This is a genomic window from Chryseobacterium sp. ZHDP1 (assembly GCF_018603435.1).
In the GTDB taxonomy this organism is placed as follows: Bacteria; Bacteroidota; Bacteroidia; order Flavobacteriales; family Weeksellaceae; genus Chryseobacterium; species Chryseobacterium indicum.
In genome coordinates this window covers 2823474-2844222 of sequence record NZ_CP075682.1, presented here as the reverse complement: position 1 = coordinate 2844222, position 20749 = coordinate 2823474, and the positions used below count along the sequence as shown (strand labels likewise).

At 37.1% G+C, this 20749-nt stretch carries 16 protein-coding genes and 1 riboswitch; of the genes, 11 read left to right on the top strand and 5 right to left on the bottom strand.

The window, feature by feature from the left end; genetic code table 11:
- Positions 1 to 32: 32 nt before the first annotated feature.
- The 3 genes from KKI44_RS12850 to KKI44_RS12840 are packed head-to-tail and all read right to left on the bottom strand — an operon-like array spanning position 33 to position 4308.
- Positions 33 to 2411, bottom strand: a complete 2379-nt coding sequence (locus KKI44_RS12850) for a transglycosylase domain-containing protein (protein ID WP_214587641.1) — start codon at positions 2409 to 2411, stop codon at positions 33 to 35.
- Between the two features lie 6 nt (positions 2412 to 2417).
- On the bottom strand, positions 2418 to 2882 hold the full coding sequence (locus KKI44_RS12845) for a gliding motility lipoprotein GldH (protein WP_214587640.1): 465 nt from the start codon (positions 2880 to 2882) through the stop codon (positions 2418 to 2420).
- Positions 2875 to 4308, bottom strand: coding sequence for a stage 0 sporulation family protein (locus KKI44_RS12840; RefSeq protein WP_214587639.1), 1434 nt, complete (start codon positions 4306 to 4308; stop codon positions 2875 to 2877). Before KKI44_RS12840 ends, KKI44_RS12845 begins: the two co-directional genes overlap by 8 nt.
- 273 nt (positions 4309 to 4581) lie before the next feature.
- Between KKI44_RS12840 and KKI44_RS12835 the strand changes: the two genes are divergently transcribed.
- The 5 genes from KKI44_RS12835 to KKI44_RS12815 all read left to right on the top strand — a co-directional run bounded on the left by KKI44_RS12835 (position 4582) and on the right by KKI44_RS12815 (position 10713).
- Positions 4582 to 5817: an OmpP1/FadL family transporter gene (locus tag KKI44_RS12835; protein ID WP_214587638.1), complete on the top strand. Its 1236-nt coding sequence runs from the start codon at positions 4582 to 4584 to the stop codon at positions 5815 to 5817.
- A gap of 16 nt (positions 5818 to 5833) precedes the next feature.
- Positions 5834 to 7360 (top strand): G-D-S-L family lipolytic protein, encoded by a 1527-nt coding sequence (locus KKI44_RS12830; RefSeq protein ID WP_214587637.1) that lies wholly within the window; start codon positions 5834 to 5836, stop codon positions 7358 to 7360.
- An 83-nt stretch (positions 7361 to 7443) separates the two neighbouring features.
- Positions 7444 to 8382: a ribose-phosphate pyrophosphokinase gene (locus KKI44_RS12825; protein WP_214587636.1), complete on the top strand. Its 939-nt coding sequence runs from the start codon at positions 7444 to 7446 to the stop codon at positions 8380 to 8382.
- Positions 8383 to 8438: 56 nt separating this feature from the next.
- Positions 8439 to 9083, top strand: a complete 645-nt coding sequence (locus KKI44_RS12820) for a 50S ribosomal protein L25/general stress protein Ctc (protein WP_214587635.1) — start codon at positions 8439 to 8441, stop codon at positions 9081 to 9083.
- A gap of 409 nt (positions 9084 to 9492) precedes the next feature.
- Positions 9493 to 10713 (top strand): aminotransferase class V-fold PLP-dependent enzyme, encoded by a 1221-nt coding sequence (locus tag KKI44_RS12815; protein ID WP_214587634.1) that lies wholly within the window; start codon positions 9493 to 9495, stop codon positions 10711 to 10713.
- Between the two features lie 65 nt (positions 10714 to 10778).
- Here the strand turns inward: KKI44_RS12815 and KKI44_RS12810 are convergent, their stop codons facing one another.
- Positions 10779 to 10970, bottom strand: coding sequence for a bacteriocin-like protein (locus tag KKI44_RS12810; protein WP_214587633.1), 192 nt, complete (start codon positions 10968 to 10970; stop codon positions 10779 to 10781).
- 145 nt (positions 10971 to 11115) lie between these two features.
- Here KKI44_RS12810 and KKI44_RS12805 point away from each other — a divergent pair, with 145 nt between their 5' ends.
- Genes KKI44_RS12805 through KKI44_RS12795 form a run of 3 tightly spaced genes read left to right on the top strand, consistent with a single transcriptional unit; the run spans position 11116 to position 13350 of the window.
- Positions 11116 to 11676 (top strand): RNA polymerase sigma factor, encoded by a 561-nt coding sequence (locus KKI44_RS12805; protein ID WP_214587632.1) that lies wholly within the window; start codon positions 11116 to 11118, stop codon positions 11674 to 11676.
- Positions 11663 to 12277, top strand: a complete 615-nt coding sequence (locus KKI44_RS12800; RefSeq protein WP_214587631.1) for a hypothetical protein — start codon at positions 11663 to 11665, stop codon at positions 12275 to 12277. Before KKI44_RS12805 ends, KKI44_RS12800 begins: the two co-directional genes overlap by 14 nt.
- 35 nt (positions 12278 to 12312) lie before the next feature.
- Entirely contained in the window at positions 12313 to 13350 is a 1038-nt protein-coding gene (locus KKI44_RS12795; protein ID WP_214587630.1) for an outer membrane beta-barrel protein, read from the top strand.
- Between the two features lie 85 nt (positions 13351 to 13435).
- On the opposite strand, the gene fumC is transcribed toward KKI44_RS12795, so the two are convergent.
- Positions 13436 to 14830: a class II fumarate hydratase gene (gene fumC, locus KKI44_RS12790; RefSeq protein ID WP_214587629.1), complete on the bottom strand. Its 1395-nt coding sequence runs from the start codon at positions 14828 to 14830 to the stop codon at positions 13436 to 13438.
- Positions 14831 to 15147: 317 nt separating this feature from the next.
- Between fumC and KKI44_RS12785 the strand changes: the two genes are divergently transcribed.
- From KKI44_RS12785 to KKI44_RS12775, 3 genes are all read left to right on the top strand, one after another.
- The gene (locus tag KKI44_RS12785; protein ID WP_214587628.1) at positions 15148 to 16755 is read left to right on the top strand and encodes a fumarate hydratase; all 1608 of its coding nucleotides are present in this window, start codon (positions 15148 to 15150) and stop codon (positions 16753 to 16755) included.
- Between the two features lie 93 nt (positions 16756 to 16848).
- Positions 16849 to 17139: a hypothetical protein gene (locus KKI44_RS12780; RefSeq protein WP_214587627.1), complete on the top strand. Its 291-nt coding sequence runs from the start codon at positions 16849 to 16851 to the stop codon at positions 17137 to 17139.
- A 236-nt stretch (positions 17140 to 17375) separates the two neighbouring features.
- A complete protein-coding gene (locus KKI44_RS12775; RefSeq protein ID WP_214587626.1) occupies positions 17376 to 20216 on the top strand; it encodes an alpha-amylase family glycosyl hydrolase in 2841 nt (946 codons plus the stop codon).
- Positions 20217 to 20599: 383 nt separating this feature from the next.
- Positions 20600 to 20703, top strand: a riboswitch (SAM riboswitch).
- The last annotated feature ends 46 nt before the right edge of the window (positions 20704 to 20749 follow it).

Below are 20749 nucleotides of genomic sequence, written 5' to 3'. Positions count from 1 at the left end.
TTGAAAGGTCTTGTGTATTTCTAAAAAAGAATTTATTTATTATTGAAGTCTATGTCTTCCCCCGTATTCAGGTTTTCGTTTACATTTTCTTCTTTTTTACCGGATGTTTTTGGTCCGCTTGGATCTGCCGGTTTCGGATTTTTAATCTCATCAAGCGTCTGTAATCCGCCATCATCTCCATAACCTGCTCCTAATCCTTTAAGGTTTGAACAGCCGTCTTTCCACTCCGAAGGTTTTACGAATTTATCATCCGGAGAGATTTTTAAGCTTTTATCTGCCCATACTTTCTTCATGTAGATCGCCCAGATCGGCAATGCCATTTTAGCTCCCTGTCCTTCTCCGGTTCCGTAGAAGTGGGTGGCTCTGTCTTCCCATCCAACCCATGCTCCGGTTGCCAGTTTCGGTACGATCCCCATAAACCAACCGTCTGAGTTGTTCTGGGTTGTTCCTGTTTTACCGGCGATTTCAATATCTTTTGAAATTCCTTTTCTTCCTAACTCTCCTGAAGCGGTTCCGTACTGTGCCACACCTTTCATTAATTCAATCATGGTATAAGCGTACAGCGGATTCATCACTTCTTTAGGTTCTACATTTACTTCTTTAATTACTCTGCTGTTGGCATCTTCAATTCTCCAGATCATTTCCGGTTTGTTGTAGTTTCCGTAGTTAGCAAAAGTACTGTAAGCTCCAACCATTTCGTAGATGGTAATATCCGAAGCTCCAAGAGCCATTGGTAAACTTGTGGAGATTTCTTCCGTTACTCCCAAATCTCTGGCCGTCTGAATTACGCTTTGTGTTCCCGTCATTTCGGCAAGACGAAGCGCAACAGGGTTTTGCGAGTGTGCCAATGCATCTTTTAAAGTAAGCATTCCACCTCTTCCCGGAACGTGATAAGTTCCTTTGTTAAAGCTTGCATTAGATATCGTAGAACAAGGGGTTAAACCTAATTTCATAATTGCAGTTGCGTAAACGAAAGGTTTAAAGGTTGAACCTACCTGTCTTTTACCCTGTTTAATGTGGTCATATTGGAAATGCTGCCAATCGATTCCTCCAACCCATGCTTTAATTTCTCCTGTTCCTGGAATTACAGACATCAATCCGGCCTGCGCCACTTTCTTGTGCCATCTGATAGAATCCCAAGGAGACATTTCTACCTCTTCTTCTCCAGCCCACGTAAATCTTGATGTTTTAACAGGTTTTTTAAATTCCATTAGAATGGAATCTTCCGGCATTCCGTCTGCTTTAAGAAGTTTGTAGCGTCCTGTTCTTCTCATTGCCTGAAGCATCAGATCATTCACCTGCTTATCATTCAGGTAATAGAATGGCCAGTTTTTTCTTCCTCTCTGTTCAGCGTCAAATCTTTTCTGAAGATCCGTTAAATGCTCTCGGATTGCCTCTTCTGCGTATTTCTGCATCTTGGAATCCAGAGTGACGTATATTTTTAACCCGTCTTTATAAAGATTTAATTTCTTGCCGGTTTCTTTTTCGTAATCGTCAAGATATTGGTCTATTTCCTTTTTCAGATAAAACTTATAATAGGCTGAATAATCATCATTAATATTTTTAATTGGATGATAATCTATACTTATAGGTGTTGCTACTGCTTTATTAAAAGTTTCCTGATCTAAATATCCTGTTTTAAGCATCTGATCCAAAACAACATCCCTTCTTGCTTTTGCTCTTTCGGGATTTCTCATGGGGTTGTTTTTTACAGGATTTTCTAGCATGGCAACAAACATTGCGGCTTCTGGTAACGTAAGCTCAGACGTTTTCTTATTAAAATAGATCTTCGATGCCATTTCAATTCCGTTGGCATTATATAGGAAGTCAAATTTGTTAAAGTACAGCGTAACAATTTCTTCCTTGGTATATCTTTTTTCAAGACTTACGGCAACAACCCATTCTTTCAGTTTTTGAAAAACAGCTTTTATTTTATTATCAGCTCTTTTTCCTGTGAACAGCAATTTTGCCAGCTGTTGTGTAATGGTAGAACCTCCACCACGACCTCCACCAAAAACTACAGCTCTTGCAACTGACTGTAAATCAATTCCGGAGTGTTCTTTGAAGCGCTCATCTTCTTTAGCCTGTAAAGCATAGATTAAATAAGGCGGGAGATCTTTATAAATAATAGGCTGCGTTTTCTCTTTTTCAAATTTACCCAAAAGAACCCCGTCTGAAGAGTAGATTTGTGAGGCAACATAAATGTCGGGATTTTCAAGTTCCTTTACATCCGGCATTTCTCCAAGAAACCCCTGCGATACAGCAAAGAAAAGCCCTGAAATTCCTAAAACCAAAGCAAAGAATCCGATCCAGATAAATTTTACCCACCTTTTCCAGGTAGTATCTTTCTTTTTAGGAGGAAGAGGGAAGGTTTTCCCTTTGTTCCCCGTATTTTGTTTGTTCACTTCCATTGATGATTACGGTTTAGCCGTTTCTATTTTTACTCCAATGTCTTCAATTCCCGGAAGGTTGTCGTTTCTCATTGCCTGAGTAAGACCGATTTCATATTTTCCCTTTGCCGGAAATTTATAATTCAGTTTATATTGAAACAAAGTTTCCTTTGTGTCCCCAAAACCTGTCCCGAGCCATTCTCCGTTAGGTTTTGCCAATACATAATTCAACGTATCGGTTTGCTTTTTCTTACTTTGAAGGTCGGTGAAATTAACGATGAACCTTATATTGCTGTAAGGATAATTGTCGTTATTTCTTACAACAAATATAATATTTTTCGGATTTTGAGGATCTGAAATTTCAAGATTAAATTTTTGTTCACTTTTCTTGTTCCATTTGTTATCAACGGAATTCATAAAAACTTCTCCTTCGGTGGAAGAATTACAGCTAAAGAAAAGAATAAGTGTAAATAATCCTAAAATTTTACGCATTGTTATCTTTTTTTGGAGGAAACTTCTTTTTAAATTTCTTTTTATTCGGGTTTGGTTTTTTCTCAATTTCAGCACCTGTAGTAGCAGCTTCTGCTTTTTCCAACTGAGCTTTCGGCTGTTGAGGCTTTTGCTGTCTCTGTTGGTTATTGTTAGAATTTGCTTTTGGATTTTGCTGCTGTTTTTCCTGTCTCGGAAGCTTTTCAGCAGATTTTTCACTTCTTTCAGGACGTTCCTGTCTTTCAGGTCGATTGTTGTTTTTCTTCTGACCCTGCTGATTTTGGTTATTCTGATTGTTGTTATTCAGTCTGTTCTGATTTTTATTCCTGTTTCCTCTATTTTTCTTTTCGAAACGGTCTACATTATTTTCCTGAATCAAATCAATGCTTGCAAAAGGCGTTTCCGGCTGCTTAAGATCTTCCAGCGGAAGTGTTTTCTCGCCACGTTTATTTTTAGAAATCAGTTTTTTAACCAGATCGATATCAAAATCGTACCATGCAATTGAATTTTCTACATAGGCAAACCACATTTTCTTTTTGAAAACGTCGATTTTAATGCAGAAAGCTCTTCCTTTTTCGGTATCCAGAGTGGTAGAAGAAGAAGGGAAATTACTTAAAGCATCCAGATAACTGTCTAATTCATAATTAAGACAGCATTTTAGCTTACCGCACTGTCCGGCAAGCTTCTGAGGATTGATGCTAAGCTGCTGATATCTCGCCACATTGGTATTTACGGATCTGAAATCTGTTAACCATGTGGAACAGCAAAGCTCTCTTCCGCAAGATCCGATTCCGCCTACTTTTGCGGCTTCCTGTCTGAAACCGATCTGTTTCATATCGATTTTTGTACGGAAAGCTCCGGCATATTCTTTAATCAGTTGCCTGAAGTCCACACGGTTATCCGCCGTATAATAAAAAGTAACTTTAGAGGCATCGCCCTGATATTCCACATCGGTGATCTTCATTTCAAGACCCAGTCTGTGTGCAATTTTTCGGGCTTCTATTTTTACGTTATCTTCTTTTTTTCTTGCTTCCTGCCAGACTTCCAGATCTTTCTGATTGGCCTGTCTGTATATTTTTAGTGCCGATTCTTCAGAACATTTCTTCTTTTTCATCTGAATCTTTACCAATTCTCCGGTGAGACTTACCACACCTACATCGTGTCCGGGACTCGATTCTACTGTTACTACACTACCTATATGTAACGGAATATTATTTACATTTTTATAAAACGATTTTCTGTCATTTTTAAATCTAACTTCTACAAAATCACATCGGTTCGGTGCGGGATTGTTGATGTTAGAAAGCCAGTCAAAAACACTTAATTTATAACTATTACCACAGGTATTTACATTTTCACAGCCATTCGCGGTTTTCTTGGGTCCGCAAGAATGTGCAGAATCGCCGGATGTCTTACATCCACAACTCATATATTATATATTTAATTTGCAAATTTATGATTTTTATCTTTATGAGGTCTAAAATAATCAAATATTCGGGAATCCCTTTGTTTAAAACTAAACAAAATGAAATGCAGATGAAATAAATCTGCTTAATCGTTTAATAATGATAATTTTAGATGTGATCTTACTTAAAGTATTATTTTAAACATAATTTTCTTTTGCATTGACGTTTAAAATTTTATGATTTATTAACAGATGTAACCAAAATAATTTTATATTTGGGTTATATAATAATAGTCTATGAAAAAAATAGTAATATCAACAGCTTTATTGGCAGGCGTATTATCTTATGCAGGAGGCTTCAGAGTTTCTCTTCAGGGGGTAAAACAGTTGGCAATGGCTCATACCAGTGCACACGCTGAAGATGCAAGTGTAACGTTCTTCAACCCTGCAGGTATGTCATTTATTCCTTCAAAACTAAGTGTTGCAGCAGGAGGGTTCGGTATCAATTCTAAAGTAACGTACCAGAATCTTTCGACACTGGAATCTTATTCTACAGACAATCCTATGGGAACACCTATTTACGCTGCTGTAGCTTATAAGGTTTTAGATAACCTTTCTTTAGGGTTTAACTTTTCAACACCATACGGTAGTTCTGTAAAGTGGCCGGATAACTGGGCCGGAAAGGAAATCGTGCAGAATATTGAGTTGAAGGCATTCTATTTTCAGCCAATGGTTTCCGTGAAATTATCTCCTTGGGTATCCGTAGGAGCAAGTTATATTTATGCTAAAGGAACTGTAGACTGGACTAAGGCAGTTACGCAGTTAGGCGGTAATTTAAATCTAAAGGATGATAAGGCTTCTGGACATGGTTTTGGACTAGGCTTCTATTTCAGACCTGAAGAAAAACTTGATGTAAGTATTGCTTACAGATCACCGGTTTACATGAATGCAGATAAAGGAAAGGCTACATTTAATATTTCTCAGGCGTTGTACTCCTCAGTAAAGCTAGATGCTAACGGACAGGACAATTTTAAAGCAGTTCTTCCTTTGGTTGACGAATATACGATCGGGGTAACTTATAAAATAACTCCAAAATGGCAGGTTTCCGGAGATTTCAATTATTACGGCTGGGAAAAATACAATAAACTTACATTGGATTTTGAAAACGCATTGGCAGGAAATCAGGCAGATGATCCTACAAAAAACATAACACCTAAAAACTTCCATAATTCAAAAGCTTTCAGAATCGGTACTCAATATATGATAACGGATAAAATTGCTGGAAGACTTGGATATTACCATGACGAATCACCTTATGATAACGCTCATTTCAGTCCAGAAACGCCGTCTTTCGATGCTAATGTGATGACAGGCGGGGTTGGATTTAAATTCAATAAGCTGGGTGTAGATGTTTCTGGAGCTTACAGTTTCCAAAAATCGAGAGATATAAGCAATGCATTTTATAATTTTTACGGACAGGCTAAAGCAAGAGCATTTTACTTTGGTTTAGGTTTGTCTTATAACGCATTTTAATTTTTAATCAAGAATTATGAAAAAAATATTAATTTCTACGTTCGCTGTCTCAGCTTTATTACTAAATGTAAGTTGTGATACCGACTTTGATACTGATGTAAAGGACGTGGTGGTAACTTCCGGAGAAGCCAATTTTTCTAAATATGTATCTTTAGGTAATTCTCTTACATCGGGTTATAGAGACGGAGCGCTTTATTCGGACGGACAAAACGAATCTTATCCATCAATGATTGCAATGCAGATGAAGCTTGCAGGAGGAGGTGATTTCAAACAGCCTTTAATGCCGAATAATATCGGAGGGTTTAATAATATTCCGGGATTTTCAGGGAAATTGGTTCTGACTGTTGTGAATGGCTCTTTAACACCAGTTGCTTCTGCTCCTGCAGCGGCACTTGATAATATTTCTTCGGGAGCACCTTATCAGAATTTAGGGGTTCCGGGTGCAAAATCATTCCATTTAGGTCTTTCTAATTACGGTATGCTTAATCCTTTTTATGCAAGATTTTCTACCGGGGTAAGTCCTGTGGCAGCTGCGGTAGCTCAAAATCCTACATTCTTCTCTTTATGGATTGGAAATAACGATATTTTAAGCTATGCTACAAGTGGAGGAACGAACTCTACGACAACAGGAGGTGTTACAACATATACACCTGCAGTATTTCAGAATGGGAATCTTAATCCGGCAACTTACGGATCTAATGATATTTCTGATCCAAATGTAGTTGCATCCAGTATCAACTCTTATGTAACGGCTCTTACGGCAAACGGTGCAAAAGGGGTAGTTGCCAATATACCAAGTGTAACAGCGATTCCTTTCTTTACAACGGTTCCTTACAATCCGCTAACTCCTGCTGCTTTAGGATCTAATCTTACTACGCTTAACACAAACTTATACGGTCCGCTTAAGCAGGCGCTTACCGCTTTCGGTGCAGGAGACCGAATTAATCTATTATCGTCTACTTCATCAAACCCGGTTTTGATCAGAGATGTTTCTTTAACGAATTTATCGGCCCAGCTTACTGCAGCACTTACGCCATCTTTAGGAGCTCCTACAGCTGCGGCTTTCGGACAGATCTACGGACAGGCGAGACAGGCAACCGCAGAAGATTATATCCTTCTTACAACGAGAGCAGTAATTGGCTCTACTAATCCAAATGCTCCGGCTTCAATTAATGTATATGGTATTTCTTATCCTTTAGAAAATCAGCATGTACTTTCAAAAGCAGAAGCAGCAAACGTAGTAACAGCTATGACAGCCTATAATACTGCGATTAAGTCTATTGCGGATACTAAAGGACTTGCTTTTGTAGATGCCAATGCTAAAATGGTAGAGCTTAATTCCCAGTCCGGAATTTTGTATGACGGAATAAGATATACAGCAAAATTCGTAACAGGAGGAGCTTTCTCTCTTGATGGGGTTCACCTTACAGGAAGAGGGTATGCGATTATTGCGAATGAATTTATTAAAGCAATTAATGCTAAATATAAATCTACATTACCACAGGTAAATCCAAACAATTATTCAGGAGTAAAATTCCCATAATAAAAGGATAAATAAAAACTTAGAAACCACAGGAGCAATTCTTGTGGTTTTTTTTTAAATTTGCAAATCTTTAAAAAGTAAAAATGGCCGATCAGTTAAGTTATCTATTTTCTACAAGGACGAGTAAGGACTTGGCAGAGAAAATTGCCCAAAATTATGGGAAAGAATTAGGAAAAATCAACTTTCAGACATTCAGCGACGGAGAATTCGAACCTGTTTTAGACGAATCCGTAAGAGGGGGAAGAGTTTTCCTTATTGGATCTACATTCCCGCCGGCAGACAATTTATTAGAACTTCTTCTGATGATTGATGCTGCTAAAAGAGCTTCTGCTAAAAGTATTACCGTGGTGCTTCCATATTTCGGGCTTGCAAGACAGGACAGAAAAGACCAGCCAAGAGCTCCAATTGGTGCTAAATTGGTGGCAAACCTTTTAACCGCTGCGGGAGCTACAAGAATTATGACGATGGATCTTCACGCAGATCAGATTCAGGGTTTCTTTGAAATTCCGGTAGATCATCTGTATGCTTCTACTATTTTCGTAGATTACATAAGAGATCTTAATTTAGCAAATCTTACCATCGCTTCTCCGGATATGGGAGGTGCAAAAAGAGCCAAAAACTATGCAGGTCACCTTGGTGCGGATGTAGTAATTGCTTATAAGGAAAGAAAAAAAGCAAATGTGGTGGAAGAAATGTTCCTTATCGGGGATGTGGACGGAAAGAATGTTATCCTTATTGATGACATGATTGATACTGCCGGAACGCTTTGCAAAGCTGCAGACATCTTAATGGAAAAAGGGGCAAAATCTGTAAGAGCAATGGCAACGCACGGAGTGCTTTCAGGAAAGGCTTACGAAAATATTGAGAACTCAAAATTATTGGAAGTTATTGTAACTGACTCAATTCCTGTGAAAAATAATTTGTCATCTAAAATAAAAGTGCTATCTTGCGCCCCATTATTTGCGGACGTTATGAAGATGGTTCACGAGCATCAGTCGATTAGCAGTAAATTTGTTATTTAACTGATTTTTAGAAGTTTGCAAATTTAATTTGAAACAATTTTTTAAATTTTTTATAAATGAAATCTATTACAATTCAAGGTACAAAAAGAGAAAGCGTGGGCAAAAAGTCTACAAAAGCTTTACGTGATGCTGAATTAGTTCCTTGTGTTGTTTACGGAGGTGAAGCTCCTTTGAATTTCTCTGCTACTGAGAAATCTTTCAAAGGTTTGGTATACACTCCTGAGGCACACACGGTATCTATTGAGGTTGATGGTCAAACAATTCCGGCTGTTCTTCAGGATATTCAGTTTCACCCGATTACAGACAAAATTCTTCACGCAGATTTCTATCAGTTAGCTGACGATAAGCCAGTTATCATGGAAGTTCCAGTAAGAATTACAGGTCGTTCTAAAGGTGTTGTAGCTGGTGGTGTTCTTCGTCAGTCTTTCAGAAAACTGAAAGTAAAAGCTATCCCTGCAAACTTACCGGATGAGATCGTTGTAGACGTTACTCCGTTAAGAATTGGTAACAAACTTTATGTTGGAGGTATCAAAACTGAAGGATACTCTTTCATGCACCCGGACAACGCAGTTGTAGTAGCTGTTAAGATGTCTAGAAATGCAATGAAAGGAGGTGCGGCAGCTATGGATGATGACGATGATGAAGAAGTTGCAACTGAAGAAGGAGCAGCTCCTGAAGCTACAGAAGCAGCAGCAGAATAAGAATTTCTTATTGAGATATAGAAAACCTGTCAATTTTTTGACAGGTTTTTTTTATGACTAAAAGATAAATATGATGAGTTCAAGTCTTGGTTAATCTTTTATACGTGAAACGTCTTTGTGAAACTAAAAAGTATCAATTAACAAAAAACTTAGTGATCATTGTGTTCAAAATAACAAATTTATTTAAATCATTTTCATAGCTATCACTCGCTGAGTGAACGCCCTTGCGAACCAAAATGTCTACAATAAAATGAAAATTCTCAGCGATGTTAGCGTTAAAAGCAAAAAAGAATATTTCACATCGAATTTTTCTATCAAACAACAACAATCAACTCTCAGCTACAATCCGAAAAAAAGCCGTAAATTTGAAGAGTTCTAAATAAGAACAATTTAATTAAAAAGTTAATAAATGTTTGACATTCAGGAAATCAGAAGTCAGTTTTCTATATTAGATCAGAAAGTGAACGGTAAACCATTGGTTTATTTGGATAATGCGGCAACCTCTCAAAAGCCGGATTCCGTTTTGGAAATCTGGAATAAATATTACACAGAAATCAATGCGAATGTACATCGTGGAATTCATACATTAAGCCAGTTAGCGACTGAAGAAATGGAGCTTTCAAGAAGAAAAATCCAGAAATTCATCAATGCTGAACACGATTTTGAGGTAATTTTTACCAAAGGAACGACAGAAGGAATCAATTTGATCGCCTATATTTTAACCCAGAAATTAAAAAAAGACGATGAAATTATCATCTCTTATCTGGAACATCACTCCAATATTGTTCCGTGGCAGATGCTTTGTGAAAGAACCGGAGCGAAGCTAAGAGTAATTCCTATGGATGAAAACGGAATTCTTCAGCTTGATGTATTTGAAACATTTCTGAGTGAAAAAACAAAAGTAGTTTCTGTTAATCAGGTATCCAATGCTTTAGGAATTATCAATCCGATTGAAGAAATCATTGCCAAAACAAGAAAGAATACCAATGCTTACATCGTTATCGACGGAGCTCAGTCTGCGCCTCATTTTACTCTCGATGTTCAGAAAATGGATTGCGACTTTTTTGTTTTTTCAGGACACAAAATGTATGCTCCAATGGGAACCGGGATTCTGTACGGAAAACAGGAGATTCTTGAAGATCTGCCTCCATTTCACGGAGGAGGAGAAATGATTGCCACGTGTTCTTTTGACGGAACTACTTACGCAGGTCTTCCTTTTAAATATGAAGCAGGGACACCCAATGTAGGTGGGAACATTGCTTTGGGAGCTGCCGTAGATTTTATTCTGAAAGTAGGGCAGGAAAATATTCAGAATCATGAAAATGCTTTGCTGGAATATGCCCAAAAACAGCTTTTGGAACTGGAAGGAATTAAAATTTATGGGGAAAAAGCCAACAGAACGGGAGTGGTTTCTTTCAATCTTGAAGGAGTCGGAATTGCTTCGGATGTAGGAATGATTCTGGATAAACTGGGAATCGCCGTAAGAACGGGACATCACTGTACACAGCCAATTATGAATTTCTTCAATATCGCGGGAACCGTAAGAGCGAGTTTCGCGGTATACAATACATTCAATGAAATTGATGCTTTGGTAGAAGGCGTGAAAAAAGCACAGAAAATGTTAAGTTAGACTTAGATTTTTTTAATACAAAACGGCCAGATAAATTTCTGACCGTTTTCTTTTTGTATGCAGTCTTAATTGACTTCCGAATCGCACATTTCCATCGGAACAAGACATTTTGTGGAAAGACACGGATTTCCGCTTGGGATCTGAAGACAGCACGCATGATATCCGTTATACGTAATGTGGTACGTGTTTGCCGGACAGGTATGACCCCCTAAAACCTGCTTTAAATTTTCTCTCTGAACTTTTTTTAGATTTTTCATAATACTTTGTTTTATAGTTGTTTATGATAAGTCACTAAGATATGAAAAATTATTTAAATGATATTTTTAATTAATTTTAAAAAATAATTTCCTATAGTGTAACCTTTTTCGTTTTTAATTGTCTTACTAATAGAAACAAATAATTATGAAGCTTTTGTTCGGAAATAAAAAAGATGATTTGCTGAGCCGCCTCAAGAGGCAGGAACCGGCTGCGCAGAAAGTTTTTTATGATCAGAATGTAAAGAAATTTCTGAGCATCAGCAGAAGTTACGTTACAGATTTGTATCAGGCAGAAGACTGCGTTATCAAAGCGTTCTGTAAAATTTTTAAAAGTATTGAAACCTTTAGAAATGACGGAAGTTTTGAAGGCTGGGCGAGAAGAATTGTCGTGAATGAATGTCTGAATTTTATAAAAAGCCACAAAACCGTTTTTTATCTGGACGACATCAGTCAGTCTTATCTGGAAGAAATTTATGAAGAAGATGTCACTTTTGATTTCAATGCGCAGGAACTTCTGGATCAGCTTCCGGATGCGTACAGAATGGTCTTTAACCTCTATGTTCTTGAAGATTATTCGCATCAGGAAATTGCAGATACTTTGCAGATTTCAGTTGCGGTAAGCAAAACGCAATTATTTCGGGCAAAAGAAAAGATGAGAAAAATTTATTTTCAACAACAAAAAGCACTGAAAAATGAACACTACTAAAAATAATATAGAACATCATATCAAAAAGCAGATTTCTGAAAGAGAAATTACTCCTTCGAGAAATTTATGGTCCGAAATTGAAGCCCAGTCGGAACGAAAAAGCTCAAAAACAAAAATGAATTGGTATTTGGTGGCGGCTTGTCTGGTTTTAACGTTCAGCTTGGGAGCAGTTCTGTTTTTTAATAAAGAAAATAAAGAAGTTGGAAAATCTGAAATGGCTGCTGAGATTAAAAATTCAGATATTCAGAATAAAACTCAGGAACAAACAGTACAGTCTCCTAAAAATTTAGATCAGAAACAGAAAGAATCTTTTATAGCAGAAAATATTCAGGCTGAAAAAAAGAATGAAGCTGTAAAGTCACAAATTATTGTAGAGCAAAAACAAATGCCTTTAACAAAAGAAAATGCTCCTGAAATTATTGCCAATATTTCTAAAACCGAGCCTGAAGAAATTATAGCAAAGTCAGATTCGGTAAAAACTCAAGGGAAAAGAAAAAGATATGTTGATCCTTCCACATTACTTTTCTCGGTAGAACATAAAGACGTTATCGAAAAAACCAAAGAAAGCAATGTAGCAACCATTGATCTGAACGGAAAATAATACTTCAAATTTTTAACAACTAAAAAAATAATACTATGATTAAAAAAATGATCATGATGGGACTATTGTGCCTTTTATCTGGTACAGCCTATTCTCAGAAAAATCTTACCTTAAATCTTCAGCCTAAAGAAGATACGGAAGTAAGCCCGATAGTAAAAGAAAAAGTAGATGAATACGCCCGAAAAATTGATTCAATTATTCAGGAAGAAAAAAAGCTGATGGAAGCAGAACTGCTGATTCTTCAGGCTAAAAATCTGGATAAAGCTGAATTCGACAAACAAAAAGCAATTATCGCCGATCGTTTTTCGGAAAAAATTGATCAGCGAATTGAAGAACTCGGTTTTGATCTGGATTCTGTGATTCAGAAGCAGGTAAGATATTCTCTTCTGAATTCTGATGTAACTTCCAACGAAGAAATTAAAGAAAAACTTCTAAAGAAATTCCGTCCGACTAAGAACTTCACCGCCTATTTTTCTTACGGAGCCATGATTCTCACCAACAATAAATCAGATAATGATCTGGATAAAAACTTAGGATACGCGGGAAATCTTGAATTTGGGCTGAAATTCAATTATCAGTTCAGCAGAACCAGTCATTGGGGATTAATTTCCGGGCTTGGATTTTCATGGAGAACCTTAAACATTGATAATAACAGGTTTTTTGCCAAAGACATGAATTCGGATGTTTATCTTTCGGCCTATGATAAAAATTTAAGCAAAAGCAAATTGCGGACAGGCTACGTCATTGTTCCTTTGGGGTTGCAGTATAATTTTTCTAAACTGAAAAGCGCAGGAATGGATGTTCAGTACAGAGATTATCAGAAAGGTTTTAAAGTAGGTGCAAATGTTTATGGAGGAGTAAGAATGTCTACCAATAACATTATTAAAGGCGAAGAAATCAGCCAGAGAGAAAGAGGGAATTATCAGGTGAATCCTTTCATTTACGGAGCGCAGTTTACCGTTTCGTACAGCGATTTCAGCATTTTTGTAAAAAAAGATTTTGGTAATTTTTTTAAGGATAATCAATTTGAAAATGACAAAGCTCTGGTTATCGGTCTTGCTTACAAATGGTAAAAACACGTAACATTCATATATAACAGAAAACCACAGGACAAATTTGTCCTGCGGTTTTGCAATATTTAATAATTTAATTCTTAGTTTATTTCAGGCTTCTTACCATATCTTCAGGTTTTACCCACTCATCAAACTGTTCTGCGGTTAAAAGTCCCAGATTTACAGCTTCTTCTTTTAAGGTAGTACCGTTTTTATGGGCGGTTTTAGCAATTTTTGCAGCATTTTCATAACCGATGTGTGTGTTCAGAGCTGTTACCAGCATCAGAGATTTATCAACCAGTTCTTTAATTCTCTCACGATTGGGTTCAATTCCGACTGCACAATGATCGTTAAAAGAAATACAGGCATCGGCAATCAGTTGAGCAGACTGTAAAAAGTTATAAGCCATCACAGGTTTGAAGACATTCAGTTCGTAATTTCCCTGTGTTCCCGCAAAAGAAATGGTCGTATCATTTCCTAAAACCTGAGCACAAACCATTGTCATTGCCTCATTTTGCGTAGGATTTACTTTTCCCGGCATAATGGATGATCCCGGCTCATTTTCCGGAATATGAATTTCTCCAATTCCTGAACGAGGTCCGGAAGCTAATAATCGGATATCCTGAGCAATTTTAAATAAAGAAACAGCTAATTGTTTTAAAGCTCCGTGAGATTCTACAATCGCGTCATGAGCTGCCAAAGCCTCAAATTTATTTTCTGCGGTTACAAAAGGAAGATTCGTAAATTTAGAAATATATTCCGCCACTTTTACATCGTAACCTTGAGGAGTGTTTAATCCTGTTCCCACCGCAGTTCCGCCTAAAGCCAGTTCAGAAAGATGAGGTAACGTATTTTTTAATGCTTTTAAACCGTAATTTAACTGAGCGACATACCCTGAAAATTCCTGACCTAAAGTTAAAGGCGTTGCGTCCATTAAATGCGTTCTCCCTATTTTTACAATATCTTTAAACGCTTCCGATTTTTCTTTTAAAGTATCTCTTAATTTTTCTACAGCCGGAATGGTGGTTTCCACTACTTTTTTATACGCTGCGATGTGCATTGCTGTTGGATAAGTATCGTTGGAAGATTGCGACTTATTCACGTCATCATTTGCATGGATTTCAGATTTTTCGCCTAAATTTCCACCGTTGTTAACGTGTGCTTTATTGGAAATTACCTCATTTACATTCATGTTGGACTGCGTTCCCGAACCGGTCTGCCAGATCACCAAAGGAAACTGATCGTTAAGTTTTCCTTCTAAAATTTCGTCACAGACTTTCGCGATCATATCTCTTTTTTCGGCGGGAAGAACTCCCAGATCAGTATTGGTAAAAGCGGCTGCTTTTTTTAGATAAGCAAAAGCTTCGATGATTTCATGTGGCATGGAACCTTCCGGACCAATCTTAAAATTATTTCTTGAACGTTCCGTTTGGGCTCCCCAAAACTTATCTGCAGGAACCTGCACTTCTCCCATCGTGTCTTTTTCTATTCTGTAATTCATGTGATTGAAATTTGTTTAGTTTTGATTTAACCCCAAAAGCACAAAGAATTATTAATTTTAAAAAGTCAAATTTCACAAAATGAAAATCGAAGATTTTTAAAACTAATGTGTTCTTCTAAAGCATTATTTGTTAAACTTAAAATAACTAAAGTGCTTAAAAGCTTTTGCGTCTTTTGTGTTTAAAATATCTTCGTATAAAGTTAATGAGAAAAGAAAACCCTCGCAATTTATAATCATTATAAATATCAATCTAAGTTACTGATTTTACTCATGCTTTTTTGAGTAAGCCGTATTTTTGCACCCAAAGAAAAAAGTAAATGGATTTCAGATATCAGGATCCGTATCCGATTCTAAAGGATGATACGGTATACAAAAAATTGACTTCAGACTACGTAAAAGTTGAAAAATTAGGAGACAGAGAAATTTTAACCATTGATCCGAAAGGTCTTGAGCTTTTAGCAGAGGAAGCAATGGCAGACGTTTCTTTCATGCTCCGTTCTTCCCACCTTGAAAGTTTAAGAAGAATTATCGACGATCCTGAAGCTACGGACAACGACAGATTTGTAGCTTACAATTTATTACAGAATGCAGCGGTTGCTGTGGAAGGAGCTTTACCTTCGTGTCAGGATACCGGAACTGCAATTGTAATGGGTAAAAAGGGAGAAAACGTTTACACAGGCGTTGATGACGGAGAATATTTAAGCAAAGGAATCTACAATACGTACCAGAAAAGAAATTTAAGATATTCTCAGGTGGTTCCTTTAACGATGTTTGATGAGAAAAATTCGGGTTCCAATCTTCCGGCGCAGATCGATATTTATGCTAAAAAGGGGGATTATTACGAATTCTTATTTTTAACAAAAGGAGGAGGTTCAGCAAACAAGACCTTCTTGTATCAAAAAACAAAGTCTTTACTGAACGAAAAATCTTTGGAAGAATTCATTAAAGAGAAAATTTCAGATTTAGGAACGGCTGCTTGTCCGCCTTATCATTTGGCTTTGGTAATTGGCGGAACTTCTGCGGAAGCTAATTTGGCGGCGGTTAAAAAAGCATCAGCAAAATATTACGACAATCTTCCGACAGAAGGAAATGAAGCAGGACAGGCGTTCAGAGACTTGGAGTGGGAAGCGAAAGTTCAGAAAATCTGTCAGGAAAGTGCAATCGGAGCACAGTTTGGCGGAAAATATTTAACACACGACGTCAGAGTAATCAGATTGCCGCGTCACGCCGCTTCCTGTCCGGTCGGAATGGGAGTTTCCTGTTCAGCAGACCGAAATATCAAAGGAAAAATTACGAAAGACGGAATTTTCTTAGAGCAATTGGAGCAGGATCCGAAGAGATTTTTACCGGCAACACCGCCGCATCTGGAAGAAGCCGTAGAAATCAACCTGAATCAGCCGATGTCTGATATTTTAGCAGAACTTTCAAAATATCCGATCAAAACAAGACTGAAACTGAACGGTACTTTAATTGTAGCCAGAGATATTGCCCATGCAAAGATCAAAGAATTACTGGATGCCGGACAGCCAATGCCTGAATACTTCAAAAATCACCCGATTTATTACGCGGGACCAGCAAAAACTCCGGAAGGAATGGCTTCAGGAAGTTTCGGACCGACTACTGCGGGAAGAATGGACGTTTACGTAGATGAATTCCAGAGCCACGGCGGAAGTATGATTATGTTGGCAAAAGGAAACAGAACAAAAGATGTTACCAATGCGTGCAGCAAATATGGAGGTTTTTATTTAGGTTCCATCGGAGGTCCGGCTGCTATTTTAGCAAAAGATAACATTCTTTCTGTTGAGGTGGTAGATTTTCCGGAATTAGGAATGGAAGCCGTAAGGAAAATCGAAGTGAAAGATTTCCCGGCGTTCATCATTACGGATGATAAAGGCAATGATTTCTTTGCAGATCTTGCGCACTAATTAGTTTAAAATCAAAATAAATAATAAAATAGGACGTATATCTTTTGTGTAAAAAAATAAAAAGTCCTATTTTTGCCTAAAATCTTTAAGAAAATGATAACGATTTTATCAGCATTTTGGCCGTTTTACCAGTTCCTTTGGACAATTTTCTTCATTACAATGTTCCTTGTAGGATTTTGGTGTATCTTCATGTTCTTCGGGTTGGTAATTCCAATGTGGCTAACAGAAGGTTTAAAAGAGTACTTCGGAAAAGTAAAACCTTTTAATCCGGAAGATATCAGAAGCAAGCAGCTGAATGAGCAGGATGGTGTAGAAGTAATCTACAGCAATCCTAAAGGAAACGGACCTTTCTTACACGATAGTCACGGACACGGACATCATTAATTGATTGTCATTGTTTTCTCACCTGAATTCTGAGAAAGCAATATCAAAGCAAAACAACATATATAAAACCACTTAAATTTTTTAAGTGGTTTTTTTATGCATATAATTCATCTGTCAGGTATTATTCTAAGCATAATATTTAATTGGCTTAAAGTTTTGTTTTTTTATGAAAAGGTGAAAATTTTTCAAAAAATAAATTACTTTAGTATTAAATTAAACTTAAAAGGACGAATTATATGAAAAAATTCTATTCCGGTATATTGTTGTTTATCTTAGCCAATGTCTTTGGGCAGATCAGCTATACAATTACCCCGAATCCGTTTAATGAAACGGATGCAATAACATTAACCGTACCCGGAAATCAGATTGATGAATCGGCGTGGGGAGTTTCAAACAATGCTATTTATATCTGGACATGGTCTTTGGATACCAATTATCAGAACAGTCAGGATTGCCCTACAAACGGGAGTTGGAACAATTCCAATGAACTTAATCGATTAAGTTATAACGCTGCGACAGACACTTATTCATTGTCTTTTACACCCACAACTTTTTACGCAAGAACAGGAATCGGAAGATTTGGTTTTTTACTGAAAGATAAAACCGGTGCACATCAGACAAGTCCGGATATTTTTGTCAACGTCGGAGTTTTGAATTTAACCATGACAAATCCTGCGGCTAACAGCTTAACGTCTGTACCTACAGGAAATTCTATTAACATTACAGCGACAACCAGTGTAAACGCAACTTTTCAGCTTAAAGCTAACGGAACCGTTGTAAATTCTACTTCTACAGCATCAACTTCATATTCTTACAACTACACTGTAACAGGAGATGCTAATATGGAATTAATTGCTACTGATGCCAATTCAAATTCCAAAAATGCCACATTTATTTTACAGGTTCCGAGAAATGTGGTTTCTGAAGCGATTCCGACGTGGATAAGACAGGGAATCAATTATCATCCAACCGATAACACGAAAGTAGGACTGGCTTTGTATGCTCCGTCTAAAAATTTCGTTCATGTGATCGGAAGTTTTAATAACTGGACAGTGAATGATGCTTATTTGATGAAAAGAGACACAACAAATCCGGATCTATACTGGATTGAACTAAGCGGATTAACACCTCAGCAATTGTATACTTTCCAGTACAGAACCAATGATTTGAGAAAAGTGGCAGATCCGTATTCTCCACAGATCCTGTCTTCTTACGATGACCAATATATCTCTTCTACAACTTATCCTAACTTACCTGCGTTTCCGGCTGGGCAGGGTTTTGAGGTTTCTATGTTTAAAACAGGACAGACTCCTTATAACTGGCAGGTTACGAATTTCCAGCGTCCGGCAAAAGAAAATCTTGTGGTGTATGAATTATTGTTAAGAGACTTTACGCAGGAAAAAAACTGGCAGTCTTTAATTAATAAGATTTCATACCTGAAAAATCTGAACATTAATGCGATTGAATTGCTTCCTATCATGGAGTTCGAAGGAAATCTTTCATGGGGTTATAATACTTCTTTCCATTATGCATTGGATAAAGCGTACGGAACACCGGAAAAATTCAAAGAATTTATTGATCTGTGCCACCAGAATGGAATCGCAGTAATTCTGGATATTGCTTTCAATCATGCAACCGGACGCTCTCCGCTCGCAAGACTCTGGAATATTGATCCGGATGGAGACGGTTATGGAGACATCGCTGCCAATAATCCTTACTTCAATCAGGTTCCTAAACACTCTTATAATGTGTTTAATGATTTTAACCATACAAGTTCTTCAACTAAATATTACGTTGAAAGATGTCTTCAGCAATGGTTGACGGAATATCATGTAGATGGTTTCCGTTGGGATTTAACCAAAGGATTTACACAAAGCTGTTCTGAAAACGACGAAACCTGTACAAACGCTTATCAGCAGGACAGAGTTGATATCCTGAAATATTATGCAGACAAGCAATGGGCTCTTGATCCGAATTCTTACATGATTTTTGAACATCTGGGAACCGATGCGGAAGAGCAGCAATGGGCAAACTACAGAGTTGCAGAAGGAAAAGGAGTGATGATGTGGAATAACCAGAATGGATCTTATAACCAAAATACAATGGGGTATAAAGAAAACAGTAATTTCGACAGAATGAATCATACGCTGCATGGATTCTCTGAAATGAGAGCGGTAGGTTATGGAGAAAGTCATGATGAAGAAAGGTTAATGTTTAAAAATCTTGCTTATGGTGCGGTAAACGGAAGCTATGATGTTAAAAATCTTAATACTGCTTTAGACAGAATGAAAGCCTTCGGAGCGACGTTCTTCACTATTCCTGGTCCTAAAATGATCTGGCAGTTCGGAGAGCTTGGTTATGAATTCAGTATCAACAGATGTGCAAACGGAACCATTAATAGTGGTTGCAGAACCGATGAAAAGCCGATTGCATTTACTTTAGGATATGATACGGATGTGAACAGAAAAGCGGTTTACGATACCTGGGCGAAGATCATCAATTTAAGAAATGTATATCCTGTTTTCAAATCAAAAACATATACTGTAGAATCAAATAATCTGGCAAATGATCCGAATGGATTAATTACAAGAATTTATGTGTACGACAACGCAATTACTAACGGAGTGAAAAACGTGGTCGTATTGGCAAATTATACAACGGCTGTCCAGAGTGTAGTTCCGTATTTCCCATATGTTGGGCAATGGCAGAACTTAATGGATAATTCTTTATCTAGTATAACGTCTACAACAGTTCCGATTACTTTACAGCCGGGAGAATTCAGGATTTTCGGAAATTATGTGGGAAGTTTATCTGCAATGGATGTGAATGTCGAAAATAAGCTTTCTTTACAGATTGCGGATAACCCTGTGAAAAATGGTCTGGCTAAATTAATTTACCACAAAGCGAAGAACGGAGAGATTTTTATCTACGATATGAGCGGTAAAAAAATGGATTCATTTAAATTGAATAATGAAAACGGCACCTATGAATTAAAAACAAATTATCCGGCAGGAACGTATTTGGTTCATTTGAAATCAGATACAGGAATTTCAATCCAGAAAATGATTGTGAAATAACCTGTGGATAACTTCAAAAGTTTATAATAAGAGATCGCGAAAGCGGTCTCTTTTTTTGTTTATTCATATTTTATCCGCAGTAAAAATAGAGGTTGTTAATATGATACTAACGGCTTTTCAATACCTTATTCACAATTTTTTCCACATTAAAAAAGAAGGTTTTCCATATCTTATTCATACCTTACTCATAGGTTATTCATATTTTACTCACAATTGAAAAATTATTTATCGACAATTAATTTTTCTATACTAACATCCAATTCACGCATTGCTAATAGGTAATTCACGCGTTATCCACATCTTATTCACAATTTTTATAACTCTGAAAAATTCAAATTTCAAATTTTTTTGCAGATTAAAATTATTAGTCTACCTTTGCGGTAGATTTATCGAGAAAGGTGGAGGGATTTGGCCCTGAGAAACCTTAGCAACCGACATTTTCTGATGAAAAGGTGCTAATTCCAACCCGATTGGGGGAAGATAAGTGAGTCAGTATTCCGTATGAATTCCAGCTTCTTGAAGGTCTTTATGTT